General features: G+C 41.6%; 13 protein-coding genes and 1 tRNA gene. 5 read left to right on the top strand and 9 right to left on the bottom strand.

The window, feature by feature from the left end:
• Positions 1-446: 446 nt before the first annotated feature.
• From ACMXYX_RS04925 to ACMXYX_RS04905, 5 genes are all read left to right on the top strand, one after another.
• Positions 447-523: transfer RNA gene (locus ACMXYX_RS04925), tRNA-Val, on the top strand.
• Between the two features lie 115 nt (positions 524-638).
• Positions 639-1,313, top strand: coding sequence for a hypothetical protein (locus ACMXYX_RS04920; protein WP_415906559.1), 675 nt, complete (start codon positions 639-641; stop codon positions 1,311-1,313).
• The gene (locus ACMXYX_RS04915) at positions 1,310-1,741 is read left to right on the top strand and encodes a hypothetical protein (RefSeq protein ID WP_415906558.1); all 432 of its coding nucleotides are present in this window, start codon (positions 1,310-1,312) and stop codon (positions 1,739-1,741) included. Before ACMXYX_RS04920 ends, ACMXYX_RS04915 begins: the two co-directional genes overlap by 4 nt.
• A gap of 50 nt (positions 1,742-1,791) precedes the next feature.
• The gene (locus tag ACMXYX_RS04910; protein ID WP_415906557.1) at positions 1,792-2,385 is read left to right on the top strand and encodes a hypothetical protein; all 594 of its coding nucleotides are present in this window, start codon (positions 1,792-1,794) and stop codon (positions 2,383-2,385) included.
• Between the two features lie 445 nt (positions 2,386-2,830).
• Complete coding sequence (locus tag ACMXYX_RS04905) at positions 2,831-7,798, top strand: DEAD/DEAH box helicase (RefSeq protein ID WP_415906556.1); 4,968 nt, start codon at positions 2,831-2,833, stop codon at positions 7,796-7,798.
• Between the two features lie 514 nt (positions 7,799-8,312).
• Here ACMXYX_RS04905 and ACMXYX_RS04900 read toward each other — a convergent pair.
• The 9 genes from ACMXYX_RS04900 to tssH all read right to left on the bottom strand — a co-directional run bounded on the left by ACMXYX_RS04900 (position 8,313) and on the right by tssH (position 22,900).
• On the bottom strand, positions 8,313-8,714 hold the full coding sequence (locus ACMXYX_RS04900) for a hypothetical protein (RefSeq protein ID WP_415897777.1): 402 nt from the start codon (positions 8,712-8,714) through the stop codon (positions 8,313-8,315).
• A 12-nt stretch (positions 8,715-8,726) separates the two neighbouring features.
• A complete protein-coding gene (locus ACMXYX_RS04895) occupies positions 8,727-9,014 on the bottom strand; it encodes a hypothetical protein (protein WP_415897776.1) in 288 nt (95 codons plus the stop codon).
• Between the two features lie 290 nt (positions 9,015-9,304).
• Positions 9,305-10,429, bottom strand: coding sequence for a hypothetical protein (locus tag ACMXYX_RS04890; RefSeq protein WP_415897775.1), 1,125 nt, complete (start codon positions 10,427-10,429; stop codon positions 9,305-9,307).
• Between the two features lie 212 nt (positions 10,430-10,641).
• On the bottom strand, positions 10,642-10,875 hold the full coding sequence (locus ACMXYX_RS04885; protein ID WP_415891271.1) for a hypothetical protein: 234 nt from the start codon (positions 10,873-10,875) through the stop codon (positions 10,642-10,644).
• 3 nt (positions 10,876-10,878) lie between these two features.
• Complete coding sequence (locus ACMXYX_RS04880; protein WP_415906555.1) at positions 10,879-15,729, bottom strand: RHS repeat-associated core domain-containing protein; 4,851 nt, start codon at positions 15,727-15,729, stop codon at positions 10,879-10,881.
• Complete coding sequence (locus ACMXYX_RS04875; protein WP_415897773.1) at positions 15,722-16,486, bottom strand: DUF4123 domain-containing protein; 765 nt, start codon at positions 16,484-16,486, stop codon at positions 15,722-15,724. Before ACMXYX_RS04875 ends, ACMXYX_RS04880 begins: the two co-directional genes overlap by 8 nt.
• Positions 16,476-18,470 (bottom strand): type VI secretion system Vgr family protein, encoded by a 1,995-nt coding sequence (locus ACMXYX_RS04870; protein WP_415897772.1) that lies wholly within the window; start codon positions 18,468-18,470, stop codon positions 16,476-16,478. Before ACMXYX_RS04870 ends, ACMXYX_RS04875 begins: the two co-directional genes overlap by 11 nt.
• Positions 18,471-18,590: 120 nt before the next feature.
• On the bottom strand, positions 18,591-20,243 hold the full coding sequence (locus ACMXYX_RS04865; protein ID WP_415897771.1) for a sigma 54-interacting transcriptional regulator: 1,653 nt from the start codon (positions 20,241-20,243) through the stop codon (positions 18,591-18,593).
• Positions 20,243-22,900, bottom strand: coding sequence for a type VI secretion system ATPase TssH (gene tssH, locus ACMXYX_RS04860; protein WP_415897770.1), 2,658 nt, complete (start codon positions 22,898-22,900; stop codon positions 20,243-20,245). Before tssH ends, ACMXYX_RS04865 begins: the two co-directional genes overlap by 1 nt.
• Positions 22,901-22,923: the final 23 nt, after the last annotated feature.

The raw sequence follows: 22,923 nt of genomic DNA, 5'->3' as shown, positions 1-22,923 counted from the left end.
TATATTGGAGCAATCCTTGGCAAGTACTAGACATAGGTTTACGGAAAGGGGGCAGGGAAGCCAAACAACTTCGGCTTTTTAAGTTTCCGTAACCCCTTGGTATGGTTGTTTATACAAGGGGCTGGTTTTAAGAAATGAACCAGAAATAGCTATGATATGCCGTTTGGGTAGGGCACCGCTTTTCTGGTTTTTAATCTGGAGATTGGGGGGAAACAAGTTTCCCTTGTTAACTCACAGGCTAGGCCTGCTCGCCTTTCTTGGTGTTTAGGTTTAAAAATCAGAAAAAGCGTTAAAGAGCGGAGCGGAAGCGACATCCTTACTAGGGATGATAATCTTAACACACTAGCTATTGAAGAGCTGAAGCAACCTCATAAGGAAATCTTAAAATTGCTGGAATTATTCTTGACGATGAAAATTCATTTTGGTCAAATACCTGCCACTTCAGCAGGACTATAGCTCAGTTGGTTAGAGCGTTGCCTTGACATGGCAAAGGTCGGCAGTTCGAATCTGCCTAGTCCTACCAGCTTTCAATCCCTCCCCTTCTCGTTACTTTTACCTAGTCAAGGCGATCTAACTTCCTTCATCAAGAAAATCATATAAACTATTCTTCATCCAATGTTTCAACTCAAAGGATTATCATGCAGACAAGGATTATTGGGCTACAGTTTGCCTTTTTTCTGAGAGATATTGTCAATAGGCCAGATCAAGAGTTTGGAGATCTGAATGCACAATTGATGAATGTTTTTGATGGGATGCCACAGATTCTCCCTATTCCACCTGAACTACCAGCAGAAGTACCAGTGATAATGCTGCGTTCGGAAAACAGCATTTACAGCTGTAATATTTCTCGTTCAAGAATCGACTTTTTCCTAAACCGTAAAAACGATGATGTTTCTAACCTAGAAATGCTCAAAGACTTTAATCTAAAAGTTGCAGGGCTGACCAAATATATCTTAGATAAACAAGAAGTTATAAGGTTTGGGATGGTAGCCCGGTATTTCCATTCAGATCCAAATGCTCTCACTACATTACAAAATAAATTTTTCACACAAGCAGTAGATGGTACGTGCGAACTCAGCCTCCGTTTCAATAAGAAATCAGATGCTTTTGGATACAAGATCAACGATATCCATGAAATATCTTCAGCGAAGATTGATCAAAATAATCATGAGTCTCAAGGCATCCTGATACAACGAGATATCAATAATGATCTTCTCGCAGGAAAGCACCTTGATTATGAGACACTGTCAAAATTATCCCAACAATATTCAGGAAATATTTCTGAGGCTGAAATAGAGGGGCTGATTAAATGAGTGCTACAAATAGCCCGCATACTACCCCTCCGTATTCAGGAACAGATACATCATCACTACCACCTTCACCAGAAACACTGATTCCTCCTCAGTATGTAGTTCCAGTCCAAACTGTCATGCAACCCCAGCCAGCTTCTGAATCAACTTCTGATAGCATTAACTGGTCCGAAGTCGTTATTTCTTTTGTTGGTCTTGCGTTGGTTGGTACTGTTGGTTACTTCACTATAATTATGGATATTAAAGATGATATTTCTTCTAATAGAGAAAGGATTTCAGTTATCGAAAATAAAGTAGAGAACCTTAAAGAAAAAGTGCTTCGAGCTGAAAACAAATTTGAACAAGTTCACCAGCACTCTCTTGAAATTAACGAGCTCAAGCTGAAAGTTTCAAATCTAGAAAAAGAGCCTGCTACTGAGCAAAAACAATAGTTTCTTTACTATCTATTGAGCCCAAAGCTCTGTCCCAAAATGGAAATCGTATGATAAAGGACGATCAGGAATTAGCCGAGGTCACTAAAGATATAGGTCTAAAGCTACAAGAGGTCACAGACTATATTGGTGATAGAAACCATGAATCTGCACGGATACGTTTCCCCCGGGGCTACCTTAGAACCTGCGTAGAACACCGACGCAAGTACTCTTTCCTCGACGACCACACTCTCCAGAGTAATATCGCATACGCATTAATGCAGACGGATTTATATCGTTGGATGATGAACCGTACTGATATATCCGGGCAAGCTCTTGAAATGCTTATCAAAGAAGAAATCAGCCTTATCGGAGAAATAATCGAATCTCTCACAAAAAAATACCTGCATGGTAAACGTGGAGGTGGGCAAAACTACAAGTATCGAAGCCAAGTTTTAGTAGATGAAAATATCATTTCATCAGCTCTGAAAGACGATATAGATTGGATTTGGGATAAAAGAAATGATTCACATCTGTTTCTATTAAAGGAGCGTGTATGGCAAAAATACAGTATGGCTGATTGCAATAGAGCAATAAGAACTTTGCATAGTCTGAGAGACTCATTAGCAAAGAATAAAGAAGAAGGTGCCCCTGACATCAGTTAGGTTACTTACACTTACTCGGCTTTGACCGTTTGTGACGCTTCACAGGGACAGTCTTCGGGCCGGGCTTTTTGCCATCTCGCACACGGCGAGTAGTAGTCTTGCAACTCATAGCAATTCCTCCGTTATATGCAGGGTTCAGCCTGCTCTCGTCTGAGCCATATACCCTAGACTTTTAGGGATGGGGACAAGCCAAAGGAGATGCCAGGGGCTTTATAATTGAGCCACACAATCTAGTCCAAATGCAATACACCAGACCACTACCATTTTTCAGAGATCGAAGTGAAAACATAAACTAGACACTTCACTAGTGTTTAACAAGCAAATACTCAAGACAATAATTTTTATAAGTTGCGCTCTATGAGCAGATTGCCCTACTCGCTTAAATGCAAATCCTGTACTCTTTCATCCAAGCTTTTTACCGACCTATCAAGGAAGAGCAAACAGAATGACAGCCTTAGAAAAAATCTTAGATGCCTACCGCAATATTTCACAAACTGAGCGAGAAAAAGGCACCTATTTTGAAGAGTTAATCTGTACCTATTTGCGGCATGAAGCCACGTATGCAGACCTATATAGCGATGTTTGGTTATTCAGTGATTGGGCTAAAGAATTCTCTGAAGAGTTCGGCATCAGCGCGAAGGATATAGGCATAGACTTAGTAGCTAAAACCCGTGGTTCTGACGAATTTCATGCAATCCAATGTAAGTGCTATGCACCAGACTACAAGCTCCAGAAAAAAGATATTGATAGCTTTTTCACAGCTTCAGGGCAGAAGCCATTTACTCACCGATTGATTGTCACAACAACCAATCATTGGAGCGATAACGCAGAAGCTTCTCTGTTTAATCAACATATTCCAGTTTCAAAAATTGATTTGCATGACTTGGAGTGTAGCCAGATTGATTGGGCTGCTTATCAACCTGACCAAGCTCCTGTACTGCGTCCTAAATTCGATCCGAGACCTCACCAAAGAACAGCAATCAATGCTGTTAAAAAAGGCTTAAATACAGCTGATCGCGGCAAGCTGATTATGGCTTGCGGTACAGGTAAAACGTTTACCAGTTTAAAGCTCGCAGAAGAGATGGTTGGCAAGGGTAAACGGGTTCTGTTCCTTGTACCTAGTCTTTCTCTTTTATCCCAGACCTTAACCGAATGGACACAGCAGAGTGTTACCCCTCTTCACAGTTTCGCAGTTTGCTCCGATAGTGAAGTCGGTAAAAAACGCAAGAAAGATGATGACGTAGTGCAGACGTTCTCTCATGAACTACGTTATCCAGCAACAACCCAGCCCGAGAAACTAGCTGAAGAATTCTCTAAACGCCACGATGATAGTCACATGAGTGTAGTGTTCTCTACATATCACTCCATTGAAGTTATTAGCAAAGCACAGCACGAATTTGGGCTAGCGGATTTTGATCTTATTATTTGTGATGAAGCACACCGCACAACAGGCTCTAAATTTGCTGGAGAAGATGAAAGTAACTTCGTGAAAGTCCACGATGCTGACTTTATCCGTTCTAATAAACGCCTCTATATGACTGCAACTCCCCGTATCTACGGTGACGCAGCAAAAGTTAAAGAAGAGAGTGGCGACCTTGTTCTATTCTCCATGGATGATAAACAGCACTATGGCGAAATTCTTCACACCATAAACTTCTCTGAAGCAGTAAGTCGAGGCCTCTTATGTGATTACAAGGTCATTGTTTTAACGGTTGATGAAGGCCACGTTAGTCAACGCCTGCAAGGTCTACTTGCGGATGAAAACAATAGTTTAAAAGTTGACGACGCAGCAAAAATCGTCGGTTGTTGGAAAGCCTTAAACAAGCAGGGCTTGGATGAAGATGTAGCCGACGACACTAATCCAATGAAACGGGCTGTTGCATTCTGTCAGGTAATTGAAGCCCAGAAAGGAGCAAAGACACATAAAGTCAGCTCCAAGCAAATCTCTGGAATGTTTCAGGAGGTAGTTGAAGCCTATCAGGAGGCAGAAGAAGCACAAGGTATAGAACATAATACACTGACTTGTGAAGCTGCTCATATCGATGGTGGTATGAATGCCAGTGAGAAAGAGGAAAAGATAAACTGGCTGAAAGCTGATACTCCTGAAAATACCTGCCGCATTCTAAGTAATGTTCGCTGTCTGTCAGAAGGAGTGGATGTTCCTGCACTCGATTCGGTTCTATTCCTGACCCCACGAAATTCTCAGGTTGATGTTGTTCAGTCTGTAGGTCGCGTAATGCGTAATGCCCCCAATAAAGAGCGGGGCTACGTTATTCTGCCAGTGGTTATCCCTGCTGGAATGGAGCCTCATGAAGCGCTGAATGATAACAAAACCTACAAAGTAGTATGGGAAGTATTACAGGCGCTGCGTTCTCACGATGACCGCTTCGATGCCATGATTAACAAGCTCGACCTGATTGGTAACGATACGAAGAAAATGGAAGTTATCGCTATTACTGATGACGTCCAAGCTAAGAGCAAAAATTCCAAAAGTAAGAAAAAAGGCAGTAAAGCCAAAGGTCAGTTTGGTATTGGTGCAGAACAAGGTGATCATAAAGCCCCTGAACAAGCACAGCTTCAGTTTGAAGTGGGTGAGATAGAACGGGCTTTATATGCCAAGGTAGTCAAAAAGTGCGGCAATCGTAATCACTGGGCTGAATGGGCAAATGACATCGCCAAGATAGCTAACACTCATATCACCCGGATCACCACAATCGTAAATGATGAAAGTAACACTCGTGAAGTTTCTGCATTCAAAGCGTTTGCAGATGAACTACGAGATGACCTGAATGATAGCATTACCGACGAAGAAGTTATCGAAATGCTAGCGCAGCACCTTATTACCAAGCCGGTATTTGATGCTCTATTTGAGGGTTATAGCTTTGCAAGCAACAACCCTGTATCGCAAGCAATGCAGCACGTACTGGGTGTTCTTCAAGAACATAGATTAGAGAAGGAAGCTGATACCTTAGAGCAGTTCTATGAAAGTGTAAAAATGCGTGCAGAAGGCATCTCAAATGCAGAAGGTAAACAGAAAATTGTTGTTGAGCTTTATGACAAGTTTTTTGCTAACGCCTTTCCAAAGCTGCGAGATAAGCTAGGGATTGTTTATACCCCTATAGAAGTTGTTGATTTCATTATCCATAGTGTAAATGACCTTTTGAAAAAGGAATTTGGCCAGACGCTTGGAAGTGAAGGGGTTCATATTCTTGACCCATTCACAGGTACAGGAACATTTATCACTCGCTTGCTACAAAGTGGCTTGATTAACAAAGAGCAACTTCAGCATAAATATTCGAACGAGATTCACTGTAACGAGATTGTTCTACTAGCTTATTATATTGCTGCAATTAATATCGAAGCTGTTTATCACGCCATTGTTAATGAAGATCAGAAAGTTTCAGAAGAGAGCTATCAACCATTTGAAGGTATCTGCTTAACCGATACTTTCCAGCTATACGAAAAAGATGACCTTGTAAGTGAATTATTAGTTGATAATAGCAACAGAAGAACGCGGCAAAAGCAGTTAGATATTCGAGTGATCATGGGGAATCCTCCTTATGCAATTGGTCAAAAAGAAGAAAGCTCTGGCACTAAAAAAACGATTTATCCTCAATTAGATGAGAACATTAGAGCAACATACGCAGCCTATTCGACCTCTCCTCTTCAAAAGGGCTTATATGATTCATACATTAGAGCTATTAGATGGGCTAGTAATAGAGTAAAAGAATGCGGTGTTATCGGTTTCGTATCTGGCTCAGGCTTTATTGAAAAGGCAGCCATGGATGGCATGCGAAAATGCCTTGCTGAAGAGTTTTCGAGTATTTACGTCTTAAACTTGAGAGGAGATATCCGAAAAAATATGCTCAGTAAAGGCCGTGCAAAAGAAGGCGGGAATATCTTTGAAAGCGGGAGCATGACAGGCATAGCAATATCGTTTTTGGTTAAAAACCCAGATTCTCCTGAAGTTGGGCAGATCTATTATCACGACATAGGTGATGATCTGGATACTCAGGCAAAAAAAGAACGGCTCAAAGAATTTTTCAGTATAAAAGCGATCATTGATCGCACTGAATTCGAAAAAGTAATACCTGATAGCTACAACGACTGGATTAATCAGCGTGATGATAGCTTTTATGATCATATAGTGCTTGGAGATAAGAGGGGGACAAATTCCATCTCATTGTTTGAAAATTACTCCCTTGGAGTTGTAACCAATCGAGATGCTTGGTGCTTCAATTATTCAGAAGAGAAAGTTTCTTCAAATATCAATCAGTTTATTAGCTTTTATAACAATGAAGTAGGACGATTTGATCAAGCTTTCCCAGATCTTCCACCAAAAGAAAAAGCTTCTGAAATTGACGGATTTATTGATACAGATGCTTCTAAAATCAGTTGGACGAGATCATTAAAGCAGTCCTTGGCGAAGGGTAAGAAATTGGAATTTTCTGATGACTGCCTGACTAGTAGCCTATACCGTCCTTATATAAAACAAAAATTGTACTTTAATCGACGCCTTAATGAGATGGTGTATCAGATGCCACGACTCTTTCCAGAAGGTGATAGTACAAGCAATTTAGTTATTTCTGTCTCAGGTGTAGGTGCGAGAAGCGGATTCTCTGCACTGATATCTAATTCGTTACCATGTCTTGATAGTATAGAGAAAGGTCAGTGGTTCCCTCTTTACATCTTTGAGGAAAGTGATTCTGGTGTATCTGAAGACCTTTTCTCCAACAGTTCTGAATTTTCTCGGTATAAGCGTCGTGACGGAATCAGTAATGAGGGGCTGTCTCACTTCCAGCAAGCCTATCCTGAAGAACTAATAAGCAAAGAAGACATATTCTATTATGTATACGGCTTACTTAACTCCTTAGAATATCGTGAAAGGTATTCAGATAATTTAAGCAAAGAACTACCCCGTATACCTCGTGTAAAAACAGCCAAAGATTTCTGGCATTTCTCACAAGCTGGACGAGACCTTGCGGAACTGCATATCAACTATGAAACAGTTGAACCGTATTCAGCAACCATCGACTGCGGTAAACGAAGTCTGGAGCAACTAGAAGCAAAAGACTTCTACGTTACAAAGATGAAGCACCCAAAGCACAAAGTGGATGGTAAGAGTGTTAATGACAACTCAACGGTAATCTATAACTCAGCGATTACGATAAGAGATATTCCCGAAGAGGCTTATGAGTATATCGTTAATGGTAAACCCGCAATCGAGTGGGTGATCGAGCGTCAGGCTGTGACTACAGATAAGAAAAGCGGCATTGTGAACGATGCAAACGACTGGGCTATCGAAACAATGAATAATCCGAAATATCCATTGGAGTTGTTGCTACAGGTAATAACTGTAAGTTTGAAAACTAACGAGATAGTTGCTCAATTACCAAAGCTGGATATTGATTAAGAATGAGGTGGCGTCATTGCTGATGGCGCCACCATACTTACGTGATCAAGCAGCGCTTAAAAGCCTTAGTTTAGGCGAGATATTTTTCCCACATTTTCAGAAAAAAGTAGTGGATTTAAGGGCTATTTGGAGTGATTTGGCGTAGGTAAACAATAGCTTAAAAATTCGCAACCATTTGTTTTATAAGAAAAAATATAGAAACTCTTATTTTAAGGCATCTATATGTCAAGGTAGCGCTCTAACCAACTGAGCTATAGTCCTATATCAGTATCGCTAAACTGTTGCGATCAGATGTTGGCGTATTATACGCCGCAACTTAAGTTGATCAAGCTGCTTAATGTACTTTTTTATATCTCAACTAGACTCTAGGTACAGGCTACCTCATTTCCCAACAAGCATAATTTAGTAAACGAGATATGAACTATAAAATGGCTACTATCCAACAAGTTTCAAAAAAAGCCCATATATCATCAATCAAACAATTGAAAATGGGAGGCTAGATCCCGTTGTTTCATCAAGCCTCTGGCACAATTTCATCTTGTTTAGCACGACCACTGTGAAGCTGATAGGCAAGGTATAGTAAAGCTAAAGCCATTGGGGCAAATATTGGTAACACCAGTACTAGATTGATAATATTCAAAATGATTTTGGGCTTCTGATAGTAGTTTCTCACTTCATTAATAGCTGTGTATGGCAAAACAACAAAGGATAAAACTAATAAGCACCACGAAACCTTGATAGCAATAGAGTCATCAGAATGTATATCTCCATACCCATCCAATAAATTCAACGCCACCCCGCCAAGAATCGCGGCGATCACGCCTAATATTATTTCAAATATAAGAACACCAATTAAAAATTTTTGAGTTCCATTCACTTTTACAACCTTCCCTATTTCTTCAAAAGACAATTCCAAGTAAAAAACAGCTTAAGATATGCTATCGATCAGGATAAAACCAAACATTGCTATGTGACCACCGTACATATATGCACAGGCCTTTTTAAAGGATTCAGGCTTTTTAGCCCGATAATAGACAGGCACAACGATTAGCAACACAATGCTAACAATCCATCCACCGATAAGGTACAAGAGAATAAAGACTGCACTAAATTCAGTGTAATTATCAAAATCCCAAGTACCAACTCCGTAGGCATAGGAGCCTGGAAGAAGGAAAAACAGACTAAAAATAAAGCTTAAAGCTTTCTTAAAAGACATAAAAACAATCCTTGTTTAACAAATAAATTTACTCTAACCCCATTTATTCCCACCAAAAACGTAATTCAGTAAACGAGAGATGCGCTATTAAAATGGGTAGTAATCAAACAAGCTTCAAGACCAATACCCTTATATCATCATCCAAACAATGGTGGTAATTGGGGTCAGAGTAAAATATTCAGCATAAATATTGAGAGGAAGAAATTTAATTTACTCTGACCCCGTTAGGGCTAACCTATTCAATATTCAATCCGCTATCTTTAACAAAATAGTTAAGCACTAAAACATGATTACAATGCTAACGACTCAACAAGCGCACTACTACCTTTACAACCACCCAAATTAAACTGTGTTGGAGCATTTTTAGAACTGCGACTACTAATCAAATGTAATAGTTTTCTATACTCTTCCACTTCTATTCCCAATAAATCCCAGTTCATATAAACATAATTAGACCCGCATTTATTTGGTTCGGATAACGATAATTTATCCGCATAAACCAACTGATTTTTTTCATCTATATAACCTGCACCAATGTCAATGGAGGTTACGATTCCATTTACAGAATTCGAACCCAATAATTCTTCTTGTAGGGTTAATAACTCATCAATTTGTGTCCCTTCATACCATGTAATACCGGCATATCCGTAAGAATCTTTAACACCAAGCTTTCTGAGTGAACTCATGGACTCTAATAAAGCTCGATTAATCTTAGCCTTTTTATCAATTACCAATTCTTCTATATATCGATTACCTTTTAAGTAATTCAATTCTGCATCGGCACCATCAACATAGAGACTTTTAATAGTTTTAACTAGTCGTAGCGAGTTTAATCCTCCACCAACCGTGTCTCCATAAACCATACCTGAGTCATACAATTTCACAGAGCCGACCTGTTTATGCTCGGATAGGAATTTATAATCTACCCCTTTCGCTGGCATTTCCAATTTAGAAATCTCTCCAAATTTGGACAGGAAGGAGTAATCTTCAATATTTATATTTAGAAGCAACTTATTTATTTTGGGAATTTCACCTAAACGACTAAAATCGATAGAATCAGGACCAATGAAACTCAAACTATCTAATTTCTTAATTCTAGATAAAGATTTCATTGTAGAATTAAACTTTTTTGGTTTTGAAATAGTAAAACTAGCTTTCATTAAATGCTCAAATTTATCAATTCCTTTTAAATCTATATCTTCAGCATCTATGGATATAACTTTTAGGCAAACCAAACTTCCATAATCAGAGAGCGACACTGTATCAGATGAAGAAAAAAGCAATAATGCACTAGTACGATTAACCCAATAATCCTTTCCTTGTATATTTACCTTATCTCCTTTGGACTCGTATCCACAATCTGCTGAATGAGCTAAACCAGAAAATATAGCTAACAAGAACAAATAATATTTCATATAAAATTCCTTTTAAATATGTCTATAAAAATCACATGTCGTTAAAATACATGCACCGCCAATCCCACATCTATGGAATCGCAGTCCATTAACCGATAGGTTCTTTATTAAATGGCTAGAAATCAGGCAAATTTAAAAAAGAGATCATCAATCAAACAATGAAATGGTTTGACCTGATAATCTCCTAGCCGCCTCCTCAATCAGGTTGCCATTTATTTAATGTTGGAACGATACGGCTTAATTCCCTCGGCCTCTAACCTTTTCTGGATTGCAAACAATACCTTTGTAGCTGATTCCACACTTTTAGCGACTAATTCAACTTCCTCTTTACTGATTTCATCTTCCCTTATTGCTATCTGATGTGCTCCAGCATCATAACGTAGAAAGTACTTACCATCTCGTTGCCAAATTTCTAAATCGCCATCGTCATAAATTTTTTGATTCATTTCTTACCTTTTGAAAGCAGGAGCTACTGTATAATCTCCGACAAGAACAGGGTCTATTACAGCTTCGGGTAAACCTCCAGGATGCGTAAATCCTCCGGGTCTCCAATAATCATCATATGCTGCAAATTCATTACCGGTTGGGATTCTGTAGCCACTAGGACTAGGTATATCTATCAAAACTGGATTATCTCCTAAATAACCATCATCCATCCCAAGTAAATTTTCAAGTTTTCTAGGATTACCGTTAGCTTCTGAGATCGCATCTAACGCTGTACTCCTAGGCATCACCCAAGTTTCTGTTCGGCCAATCTTACTACCTGCTGTAGGAGCTTCAGGTTGTATTCTAGCGACACCATTTTGGAACATCTTTTCATGGGCTTGCATATAATCTTCTGTCAGATAAGTCGATGGTGCAGGTCTATCTCCTTTGGGTATTGAGAGAATTTCATCAACTGTTCCGTTATCAATCGTATTATAATTAATTGGACTGTTATTACGATCAGGACAATTCCCCTTACAACTTGCCAACCCCAGCGGATCAACCCATCCCGTGGGGTTTGGTACATACTGATAGTTATTTAAACCACCCGCAAGACCAATGGGATCTATGGTTGTAAATCGAGCAGCATAGGGATCGTAATAACGGTGACGGTTGTAATATAGGCCTGTTTCTAGATCATGATACTGACCCTGAAAGCGGATTGGGTTTGTGACTTCCTCAACTTCCGCTATAGCTAACTGACCGTATACACGATAGTGTGCAGACCAGACTATCTTACCTTGGCTATCGGTAAGTTCTTGCGGCGTGCCTAGATGATCAAGCTGATAATAGTAAGCTTTACTTTCTAGACCACTCCCTTGAACCATCGCCATAGGTTTGAAGGTATAGGGCTCATAGATGTAACTGGTATGCTGCTGTGATTGCTCATCAACCTCTGAAACTAATTTGTCGCCTTGCCAAAAGAAGATGGTCTCAGAAGATGAGGAATTATCAGGAGTAAATACTGTTTTGCTGATTCGACGTCCGAATGCATCGTAACAGTATTTAGCTACCGTACCATCAGGCATCTCAGCTTTGATTAACCGATGTTGGCAATCATATTCATAGCAGGTTTTCAGCTTTTGCTGTTTGCCACGGCTTTCTTCAATCAGGTTGCCAAATTCATCATAGCGATAGTGTCTATCGCCCTTAAACTCAACCCGATTACCTTTAACTACTGTGCTTGGCTGGCCTGTTGTATCTAATAAATTACCGGCAGGATCATGAACTAAGTGCTCCTCCAGAGAACCACTGACCTGCTGTAGTCGATTAAGTGCATCGTAGTGATATTCTTTACTGCCTTTACGGCTGTCTTCTAGGCTAATTAGATTGCCGTTATCACTGTAGCCATAACTTCGTTTGTAGAGTTGGTGATGAACCGTTTTGGATGAATCAAGAGCATGTCTTTCACGCTGATTAACGGTATGAGCACTTAATCGCCCTTGATCATCATATTGATAATGAGATGTTAGCTGACCTTGTTGGCGGTATTGTTCTCGTCCTAGCTGATGATGATGACGCGTTAGCATTTCACCATTCAGATCTAACTGAGATAAACGACCTGAGTTGTAGTAGTAATCTAAAGTCTGATGATCAGGCAAACGCATTGCGTTGATGCGTCCCATTGGGTCATATCCGTAATGGAGTGTTCCCCAACCTTGGTGCTCCATTGTCAGCTGACCGTTTAGATCATATTCATAGGCTAATGGCCATTCGCCATCATCCACCTCTACCAGTCGACCATATTGGTCATATTGGTACTCTATCTTGCTGTCATCTGGAAGCGTTTTAACAATCAGGCGGCCTAGAGAATCTCGCTCATAGAATGTTAAAAGCTCTGCACCTTTTAATCCCTGTTCGACCTTTTCTATTAGCTGACCGTTAAGATCATAGTTATATCGCGTAACACGACCATCAAAGCTTGTTTCTTTCGCGATCAGTCCATTTGGATGGTAATCCAATAGACACTCTTCACCGCGCTCGTTACGAATTTGGCTTAGAAAGAGTTTGGCATTGTCATATTTATACTCAACACGACTGCCATCAGGATTGATCTTAGCGGTTACTAGATGAAGAGGTTTGGCGTATTCATATCGTGTAGTGTGCCCATGTTCATCAGTGACAGAGGTAACCTTTCCGTACGGATTATAGGTATAAGTTCGAGCATGTTTATTACCTGGCTCTCGCACAGACACCAATCGATTAGCGCTGTCCCATCCAAACTCGGTGACACCACCTGTAGGCGATTGTTGCCAGATACGACGACCCAACGAGTCATAACGATAACGGGTTATTCCTCCGTCTGGAGAAGTTTCATCGAGCAACTGACCAAGTCGATTCCAGTTATAACGCGATGCACTACCATCAGGGTAATGAATAGCGGAGACTAAACCATTTTCGTTATAGGCATACTGAGTTGTTTGTCCAAGTGGATCTGTCTCGCTCGTTAAATCACCCAACTCATTGTGTTTGTAACGCCAAGTTCGCTTACCTTGATGCTTAGCGGTTAAATGTCCATCTCGATATTCATAACCTATCGATGAACCATCCGGCATTAATACAGCAACAAGTTGCTGATTGAGGTTATATTTGTATTCAGTTTTATTTCCGAGCGGATCTATATCCTCTAACAGCTCACCTTTGTCACCGTATTTCTTTTCGGTAACAGCTCCATCAGGATCAACCTGTTTAATAAGACGAGCGTTATCATCGTGTTGGTAGGATTGGCTGCTGCCATCATGATAGGAAACTAAGACACTGCCATCATCACTCCACTCATAGCGAACATCCATCTGTTCGAAATTCGCCCAGTGACGTATCGCTTTAACGGCTTTTCCTTCTCCTTGCCATTGCCAATAAAACTCTGCCCCACCTGCTAAGCAGCGTTTTTGAATAACGTTCTGTTGATCATATTCATAGGCTTCGGCCTCACCTTGAGCATTTTCAGCTTTTAAGAGCTGATGGGACTGACTGTACTCATACAGAGACAACAAGCTCTGACTACGCCATTGACCATCTTCTCTTTTGAGAAGATCGATCCTACTGATTAATGCAGAAATTCCATGGTATTGAAGACCAAGTGCATAACCTTGCTCTGATTCAACGCGAATAATACGACGATCGCTGTCGTAACGAATTTCTAGGCGATTTTGATAACGATCGCTTATCGCACTTAAATAACCAACATTTCCGTATTTTTTGAAATGGAAAAAATAAGGTGCTGTACTTTCTGAGGTTAGGATATATTCGTCAGCGTCTTTACCCAGATATATAGCACTGCCTGCTAACTTATTAGTTACGGAGCCAAAATACTCTTCTGGATTTGCCATAGGGGTAACCCGCCCCTGATGGTCATGCCATTCGATATTATCTTCTGTGAATTTAAGTTTATGACTAAATGAATGACTCCAACCGAAACCTAAGCCATTACTATTTTCACAATTAGAGGTTCGGTAGGTTCGTACGAAAGGAAGTTCAATTAGACCGGGCAAGCGAGCATCTTCTAATTCTAAAAGCTCTTCACCCGTAACCATGGAAACAGGGCAACTATTAGTGACTGTATTGTCGTTAGAATCAACGGAATCACCGTTGTTGTTATTTCCTTGATTGGACGAATCGTGGGATGAGTCTGACTGTTCTATCGTTGTAGATTTGTCCTTATCGTATCTAACTTCATAGTTATCGCCTTGTTTATGTAGCCGAACACCTCCACCTTCTCTTACGGTTACCTTTTTTAAATGCGCTAAATCGTCCGCATATTTCTTAACCATTTCGAGCATTTCATCGAAAAAGCCTTTAATGGCAGTGATGGCTCGAATAACCCACTGACCAAGATCTTTAAATCTATCTGCTGTTTTAGCTGCTAAGTAAGCAAAGCCCCCCGCAGCACCAAATTTGGCAGTCACTATTCCTAGGGCCAGCCCTATAATAATATCTATGGCAATTGCTGCGACGAATTTGGTGATTTTCTCAGTGACGTTATGAGCAAAATCTGCTGGCGGTAACATCGAAAACCACACCAAAACTCGTTTTACTAACAGAAACATTGCAGCTTCATCAGAAGCAAACAACATCGCTTTTTCAGCTATCTTAGGTGCCGATTCAATTGTAGATTTGACAGATGCAGCTATCTCAGCAAATTCTTCACCTAATTTTTCAGGAATAGATGCTGGATCTTTCAGTAAATCAAAAGCTTGCGTTATACCATCCCAAATTTCCTTGAGAGCTCCCCAGATACCTGAAAAGAAGCCTGTAACAGTTCCTCCGGCTCGTTCTAATGCTCGCCCAACAAAACTGTCATTCCATTCAGGTTTATAAACATTCCATTGCTGTGTTAACCAAGCATGGTTATCAGCGATAAAGCCATCATAGCTAGCAAAGAGCCCATCTAAGTCAGATTCTGTAGCATCCTGATTTATCTCAAATCTATATTGAGAGCCTGGATTTAAATCAGTAAACGTTACCTTGCCTTCTTCATCGACAGTTTTACTCGGTAGCTCTTTATCTAAGTAAAAGAGGCCACCATCAATCTCAATAATTGTCACCTTCACATCTGTAATTGGGACATTGAGTACTGACTCGAATTTAACTTCTAATTCAAGAATGCCATTCTCTGGACAGACAGCAACAACGGATAGATCTTGATTGTGAGTGGCTTGACCTGATTGCCCACCTACTTTCATTGTCCGATCCATTCGCAACGAAGATAGAATTTTACGACCAACAAAACCTTCTTCAGTAAACTCTCGGTAAACCTTGAGGCTATCCGGGTATTCTCTAAGATCTTTTTCAATATCTGCGATAGGGTCAGACATTCTTCAATTCCTTTTGGAGATAAGTTTCTATGCCAGCATAACTAGTAATTGAGGCCTGTAGCTGATCAAGCCTTATCAGCCTCTGCACTTTACGCTTCAATATTTCAGATGGATAAGCTTCAAATAAAATAGGATTACGATTACTTAATTGCTGCAATAGATTCGCTTCTAAAGTGGCAGAATTAGCTTCAAATAATTTACTCTGAACTTGCTGACTAAGCTGCCACCATGGGTAAGATTCTCCCACCAAATGAGGTGTTTGCGGATTGCTTATAGTGCCGTTTGCAGAGATAAGTTCAGATATAGGGCCCAGCAAATCAGCTACTGATTCAGCCCCTGACAACTGGTAAATGGGCATCACTTGAGGTGCATCCCAGTAACGGAAAAACACCTCTTTACCACTCGGCATAAACACTTTGGTCAGGCTTTCAAAATGACTGAAAACTTCATCAAAGCCAAAAGAGCTAGCAACTAAAAGTCCCCAATCTGGGAATACGGGCTGTTCCTCTTCAAGCCAATCTAAAAATGGGCTGTCACTTTCGATATTTACGAGGTAAGGCATGACCTCTTCCCAATCGGCATAAGGGGTATTCAGCCATAAAGGCTTCGCACCACTGCCCCCTAACTTATAGAAATTTTCTAAACCATTGCTCTTAGACGTTCCACTCAGTACACAAAAGTAGTTGAGCTGTTCTGAGCTTTCTTCTTCTAACTGATCAATTTGATCTCGAAGTGAGAGTACTTGTTCAGATTGCACAGCTACCATCCTTACAAGCTTCACACTCTTCACAGAAAGGTGCTGGTGTTTCCATAGTCATTAATTGCGCAGGGCTTATTGGTGCAGCTTTTTTACCACTACCCCCGCCCCCCATATTTAGGGTGACTTGCGGGCCTTTAAAGGTCACACCGCCGGGGTTAATGGTGACTAAGCTGCCACCTGCTTTAAATGAGATTTCCACCCCCGCTTCTAAGGCGTGTTTTACGCCGGTAGTGAAATGCAACTCTTCACCCGCATAGGTATATTGATTCTTGGCAACTTTAAGTTGATGGTCCTGACCGATGATCAGGTGCATATCGCCATTTACGCGGCGGCTATAGCGTTGTTGAGTTTTAACGTGTTCATCACCTTTTATATGGCGATATTCGTTACTCTCAACGATTTTGTGGTGTTCGTTACCTACCCACTCTTTGTGATCGTTTCGGGTTACTTGCTCCATATCTTTTTCGGCATGGGTAAAGATCTGCTCTTCACCCTTTTTGTCTTCGATACGGATCTCATTAAAACCATCTCCGCCCTTGGTGGAGTTGGTTTTAATGGTGCTTTTAGTTTTGTTATCGGGTAGCGGATAAGGGGAGCGGTTTAAACCATGGTACAACCGACCTGTTACGATCGGACGATCGGGATTACCTTCTAGGAAATCGATTAGTACTTCTTCACCAATACGGGGAATAAACATACTGCCACGTTGATTACCGGCAAATAGCTGGCTCACTCGCATCCAGCAGGAGCTGTGCTCGTCTCGTTGACCGATGCGATCCCAGTGAAACTGTACTTTGATCTGACCGTACTGATCGGTATAGATCTCTTCACCTTCAGGGCCACACACAATCGCGGTTTGGCAGCCGTGAACAATGGGTACAGCCGTGGTGATCGGTGCACGGTAAGGCACATCAAATGGAATCGCCTTAATTCTATTGCTGTAAGAGGAACCTTCTGTCGTTGACCCTTGTTCCAACACCTGAGGTTGCGCACATACATGCTCTATCTGAGTAATATAATACTCAGCATTAAGCTCATCTCTTTCGTGCTCATCTAAGGTAAAACTGAAACCGGGAATCAGACGATTAACATCACTCTCTGCAACCGCTATCTTTCTCTCTGCATTAATGGATTGCAAAAGCACTTGGGCATACTGATCGCCAATATCAGTAGTTTGGAATCGTCCCGGATAGGTATAAACCTCCAACATCTCATCCAATTCAGCTTGCTTGTAGGATTCCAGCTTCAACTTTGGCCGTGTGAAATCGTAGTCTCTAATCTGGCTTCTGCCTGACACGACCTCCTCGGTGTAATCAAAGCGAAAGATATGCTGTTCCCGTAATGCACCTTGGGCATCATGGAAATAAGGGATTACCGCTTCATTTGGAATAGGTAGATGAGACGCCGAGCTATCGCTAAAGATAATGCGATGCAGAGATTCTTCATGCTCAAAGTGGTAGTGAATACCTTCTTCTTCCAATAGACGCTGAATAAAATGAAGTTCGGTTTCATTGTACTGAACACAGTATTCACGCGCTGGATGAGGCTCTTGCAGCTTAAATTCAAACTCATCGCTAGAGAAACCAGCCTCTTCGAGTAGCGTGGTTACAATCTCTTGGGTAGATTGTTGCTGAAAGATTCGACAGCCTGATCGGAGGTTAAGCAGTTCGGTTTTAGGCTCTACTACAAAATGATAGGTCGATTGGCGTAGGTTAGTTTCTTCTAGCTCTGCTTCGGTGACGATACCGTGAATGTAACGGGTATAAGGCTCTCCGGCATTAGTCTGATCATGCAGGGTAATTAAACCGGTTTGACCTAGCGTAGGTGTAAGCTCGATGTCAGGGTATTTAGAAACCACTTCCACTTTAAAACGAAAGCTTTGAGATAAAGTTTCTTTTCCTGACATTCTGACAAGGTGAAATTCATCACCCGCGCCATGCGCTTCAAAGAAAAAACGTTCTTCGTTTGATTTTAAAAACACGTTTAGATCGTCCCTGTTCTGTAACAACCATGATCAAATCAATGAGTTAATTCTTAACTCTCAGCCATCAGATAAAGCAATAGCTATGCCAGTGAGAGGTAAACTGACTACCTCCCCTAACTAGTGACAAGCCATTGGATTTTCTCGCAGGTTATAGCGGCTTAACTTTTCAACCAGAGATCGTCTCGAAACCCCTAAGGCTTTAGCTGTACGAGTCTGATTACCTTTATGCGCTTGTAACTTGTCCGCAATCACTTTGGCTTCAAGGCGTTGCATAGTGTCTTTTAAACTATCGCCTTCAAGACAGAACACATCCGGCTGTGGAACCGCTTGGCGTTTGCTTCGAATCATTTCATCTGGAAGGTGTATTAACTCAATCACACCATCATCCGGCGCTAATAAAACCGCACGTTCGATGATGTTACGCAGTTCTCGGATATTCCCAGGTAATGGTTGAGCTTGGATTACATCCAAAACTGCAGGCTTTATTCCTGAAATGGATTTGTTGTATTGCTCCGCAATATGTCCAACAAAGTAATGAACCAGTGCTGGTATATCTTCTCTGCGATCTTTTAGCGCTGGAAGATCAATTGGGAATACATTTAAGCGATAGTAAAGGTCTTCACGGAACTCACCTTTATCGATAAGCTCGGCCAGATTTTGGTGAGTAGCAGCAATCACGCGAATATCGACTTTCACAGGGTGCAATGCACCTAGTGGTCGTACCTCTCGCTCCTGTAAAACCCTTAATAGCTTGGTTTGTAACTTAAGCGGCATATCGCCGATTTCATCAAGGAAAAGTGTGCCGCCGTTGGCTAGTTCGATAAGGCCTTTTTTATCGCTAGATGCACCACTGAATGCCCCTTTTTTGTAACCGAATAATTCAGACTCGAGCAGTTCTTCTGGTAACGCAGCACAGTTTTGAGCAACAAAGGGCTGTTTACTTCTTTGCGCGCTATTACGATGTATACAAGACGCTATAAGCTCTTTACCTGTGCCGGTTTCACCACGGATAAAGACCGTTGCATTGGTGCTGACGATCTTCTCCATCAAGTTGAATACCTTGCGCATCTCTGGGGAATCGCCAATGATATTGTCGACTTGTAGAGTCCCAGCCATGCTCGCTTTAAGCTGCTGGTTTTCGATCTCCAATACCTGTTTAGCTTTATCTAATTGCTCAATCAGAACACGATTGTCTGCAAGTAAACGGGTATTTTCTGCAACCACAACGGCTTGAGCAGCAAAAGCTTTAACTAAGCCTTCGATCTGGTCTGGGAACGCTTCAACTTCACCATTTTCATCAACCCGGCGGTTATAGAGCTTCATTACACCTAAGCTGACGCCTTCAAAATCAGTTAAAGGAACCACCAGCATCGAATTAGTTTTTCGCTCTGCCAACTTATCTAAACGGTACAACTCAGAAAAATCGAAACCACTGTATTGGTAAGCGTCGGCAATGTTTACGATCTGACCTGATAGTGCTGCCCAAGAGACCACGTCCGTATGACCAGATCGTTGATCTATATGTAGATCAACTGGCTTCAGCTCATGACTAACCTTGGCTAAACACTCACCTTGAGTCACTTCTGGTATTAAATAGCGTTTTTTACGATCCAGAATATAAACGCAGCCCGCTTCAGCAGCGGTCAGTTTACGCGCGGCTGTTAGAATCTTATCTAACAGGCGCTTAACATCCTTTTCGCGTGTTATTGAAAGGTTAATCTGTACTAGCTCTTCTAGCGCTAATACAGAATCTTCAATTGAGTAATCCATTACTGCGCTTGACCTTCTTTAAAACTAAGTTCAAATCCACCGGCTTCATTTAGATCCAAATCAAGATGGGTATAGCGGGATTCTTCATTCATATTCTCAAGTAGCTCGGTCGCTAATTGAGGAAGTAAAGATCCATTAATGATGTGATCGATATTACGGGCACCGCTTTCAACCTCCTTGCAACGCGCTGCAATCGTTTCAACCACGGCATCGCTATAGGTCATATCCAGTTTCTGACTGTCCGCAACACGGCTCACAACCTTGTTCAATTTCAGACGGACGATATCCGACATAACGGATGCATCGATCGTATAGAAGGGCACAATTTGCATACGAGCTAATAACGCAGGCTTGAAGTGTTTACTTAAAACAGGACGTATAGCAGCGATAAGCTCTTCAGGATCTGGACGTTTACCATCGCTGCACATATCAGTGATGATGTCTGTCGCAAGATTTGATGTAAGGAAAACGGCTGTATTTCGGAAGTTAACTAACTGCCCTTCACCATCAGAAAGCATGCCTTTATCAAACACCTGATAGAACAGGTTCATTACTTCTAGATCAGCTTTCTCAACTTCATCTAAAAGCACCAATGAATATGGCTTTTGACGCACCGCTTCGGTTAAAACACCACCTTCACCAAATCCGACGTAGCCTGGAGGTGAGCCAATTAGACGAGAAACAGTGTGCTTCTCCTGAAATTCGGACATATTGATCGTTGTTAAAAAGCGTTCACCGCCAAACAACATATCAGCCACACCTAAGGCCATCTCTGTTTTACCGACACCACTCGGGCCCACTAACAGGAACACACCCATCGGAGTTTCTGGGTTATTTACACCGGCTTTAGCAGCACGGACACCACGATCAATTGCCGCAACGGCATGATCTTGACCGCGGATACGCTGCTTCAAATTATCTGCCAGTGTTAAAACTGAAGCGGCCTCATCACGCACCATTTTACCCAGTGGAATACCGGTCCAGTCTGCGATAACTCTACCTACAACATCAGGTGAAACCTCATAATGGATCAGAGGATTATCACCCTGAATTTCAGCTAACTTATCTAAATCTTTACGGATCTGCTGTTTAATCTGATTTTCATCAATGGGTTGACTGATCTCTTCATCAGATTGTCCCAAATGTGCTTGAGCTAGAAGCTGGCGTTGATCAAGAATGCGTTCTACCACATCCTTCTCTTTCTGCCATTGATCATTAAGTACGGCTAGTTCGGTCATGGACTTATCTAGCTGTTTGTCTAAGGCATCAAGCTGCCCTTCATTAGCGATCACATCAGAGGCGATATCTCGCTCTAAAGCTGTTCGTTCACGCTGTAATGTTTGGATACGACGCTCGGCATCTTCGACACCATCAGGAACAGAAGAAATACTAATTTTCACCCGCGCAGCCGCTGTATCTAACACATCAACAGCTTTGTCAGGAAGTTGTCGACCCGATATATAACGAGAAGATAAGCTTGCAGCTGCTTCTACGGCATCGTCCCTTACATATACGCCATGAGCCGCTTCGTAAGTCTCACGCAGGCCACGAATAATCGTTACGGCCTGATCAACACTTGGTTCATCTAGCTTCACCAACTGGAATCGACGCGCAAGTGCAGGGTCTTTTTCAAAGTACTTTTTATATTCGGACCAAGTTGTAGCAGCTACTGTACGTAACTCACCACGCGCTAGTGCAGGTTTCAAAAGGTTTGCAGCATCACCACTACCTGCAGCACCGCCTGCTCCAATCAGGGTATGCGCCTCATCGATAAATAAGATAATAGGTGTAGGTGATTCTTTTACCGCAGTAATGACACCGTTTAGGCGGTTTTCAAACTCACCTTTTACACTAGCCCCCGCTTGTAACAAGCCAAGATCTAAGCCATAAAGCTCTACATTTGCCAGTACATCAGGCACTTCACCTTGAGCAATCTTAAGCGCTAACCCTTCTACGACCGCTGTTTTACCGACACCTGCATCACCAACACAGATTGGGTTGTTCTTACGGCGACGACCAAGGATATCGATCATCTGACGGATCTCTACATCTCGGCAGAAGACTGGGTCAATCAAGCCTTCACGTGCACGCTCCGTAAAATGCGTACAGAATTTCTGCAACGGCCCCATGTCGACATCTGACTTCTGCGCGCTAGGCTCTGCTTTAGTAGCCTGCTGCGCAATATGCTCTGGTGATTCAGAAACTATCTGATCGTAATTTCCTAACAGATCATCAAATGAAACATCTGAAAAATGATCGCAATAGCTAGCCATGCCATGACGACGTTGGTTAGACAAAATCGCCAATACCAATACACCACTGCGTATTTCGGGATCGTTTCTTTCCAGAGAAGAGATTAACCACGCATCTTCAAATAAACCCATTAAGGTACGCGAGAACACTGGCTTACCGGTGTTACCTTTATTGTCCGCTTCTACTGCATGTTGTAGATCACGAACAAAGTGCATGACATTAATGTTGTAGTGGACTAAAACCTGCGCTAGATCGTTATCATCCTCAAGCAGTTTAAGTAAAAAATGCTCAACACTGATTTCATAAGCACCGTTAGACACAGCTAAACCCGCTGCAGATTCTAGAGCGCGTGTGCAGTTTTTATTTAAACGCCCCATAAGGGATTTCATTTTTATATTGTCCATTTGTCCTTCTCCGAAATAAGCCA

This window comes from Neptuniibacter sp. QD72_48, from assembly GCF_047778065.1.
In the GTDB taxonomy this organism is placed as follows: domain Bacteria; phylum Pseudomonadota; class Gammaproteobacteria; order Pseudomonadales; family Balneatricaceae; genus Neptuniibacter.
The sequence above is the reverse complement of the archived record's forward strand: the minus strand, read 5'-3'. Positions and strand labels throughout refer to the sequence as shown.

Coding starts and splice junctions, on each gene's coding strand:
- ACMXYX_RS04905 (WP_415906556.1), top strand. CDS start 2,831: ATGACAGCCTTAGAAAAAATCTTAGATGCCTACCGCAATATTTCACAA.
- ACMXYX_RS04920 (WP_415906559.1), top strand. CDS start 639: ATGCAGACAAGGATTATTGGGCTACAGTTTGCCTTTTTTCTGAGAGAT.
- ACMXYX_RS04885 (WP_415891271.1), bottom strand. CDS start 10,875: ATGAATCAAAAAATTTATGACGATGGCGATTTAGAAATTTGGCAACGA.
- ACMXYX_RS04895 (WP_415897776.1), bottom strand. CDS start 9,014: ATGTCTTTTAAGAAAGCTTTAAGCTTTATTTTTAGTCTGTTTTTCCTT.
- ACMXYX_RS04915 (WP_415906558.1), top strand. CDS start 1,310: ATGAGTGCTACAAATAGCCCGCATACTACCCCTCCGTATTCAGGAACA.
- tssH (WP_415897770.1), bottom strand. CDS start 22,900: ATGGACAATATAAAAATGAAATCCCTTATGGGGCGTTTAAATAAAAAC.
- ACMXYX_RS04910 (WP_415906557.1), top strand. CDS start 1,792: ATGATAAAGGACGATCAGGAATTAGCCGAGGTCACTAAAGATATAGGT.
- ACMXYX_RS04865 (WP_415897771.1), bottom strand. CDS start 20,243: ATGGATTACTCAATTGAAGATTCTGTATTAGCGCTAGAAGAGCTAGTA.
- ACMXYX_RS04880 (WP_415906555.1), bottom strand. CDS start 15,729: ATGTCTGACCCTATCGCAGATATTGAAAAAGATCTTAGAGAATACCCG.
- ACMXYX_RS04890 (WP_415897775.1), bottom strand. CDS start 10,429: ATGAAATATTATTTGTTCTTGTTAGCTATATTTTCTGGTTTAGCTCAT.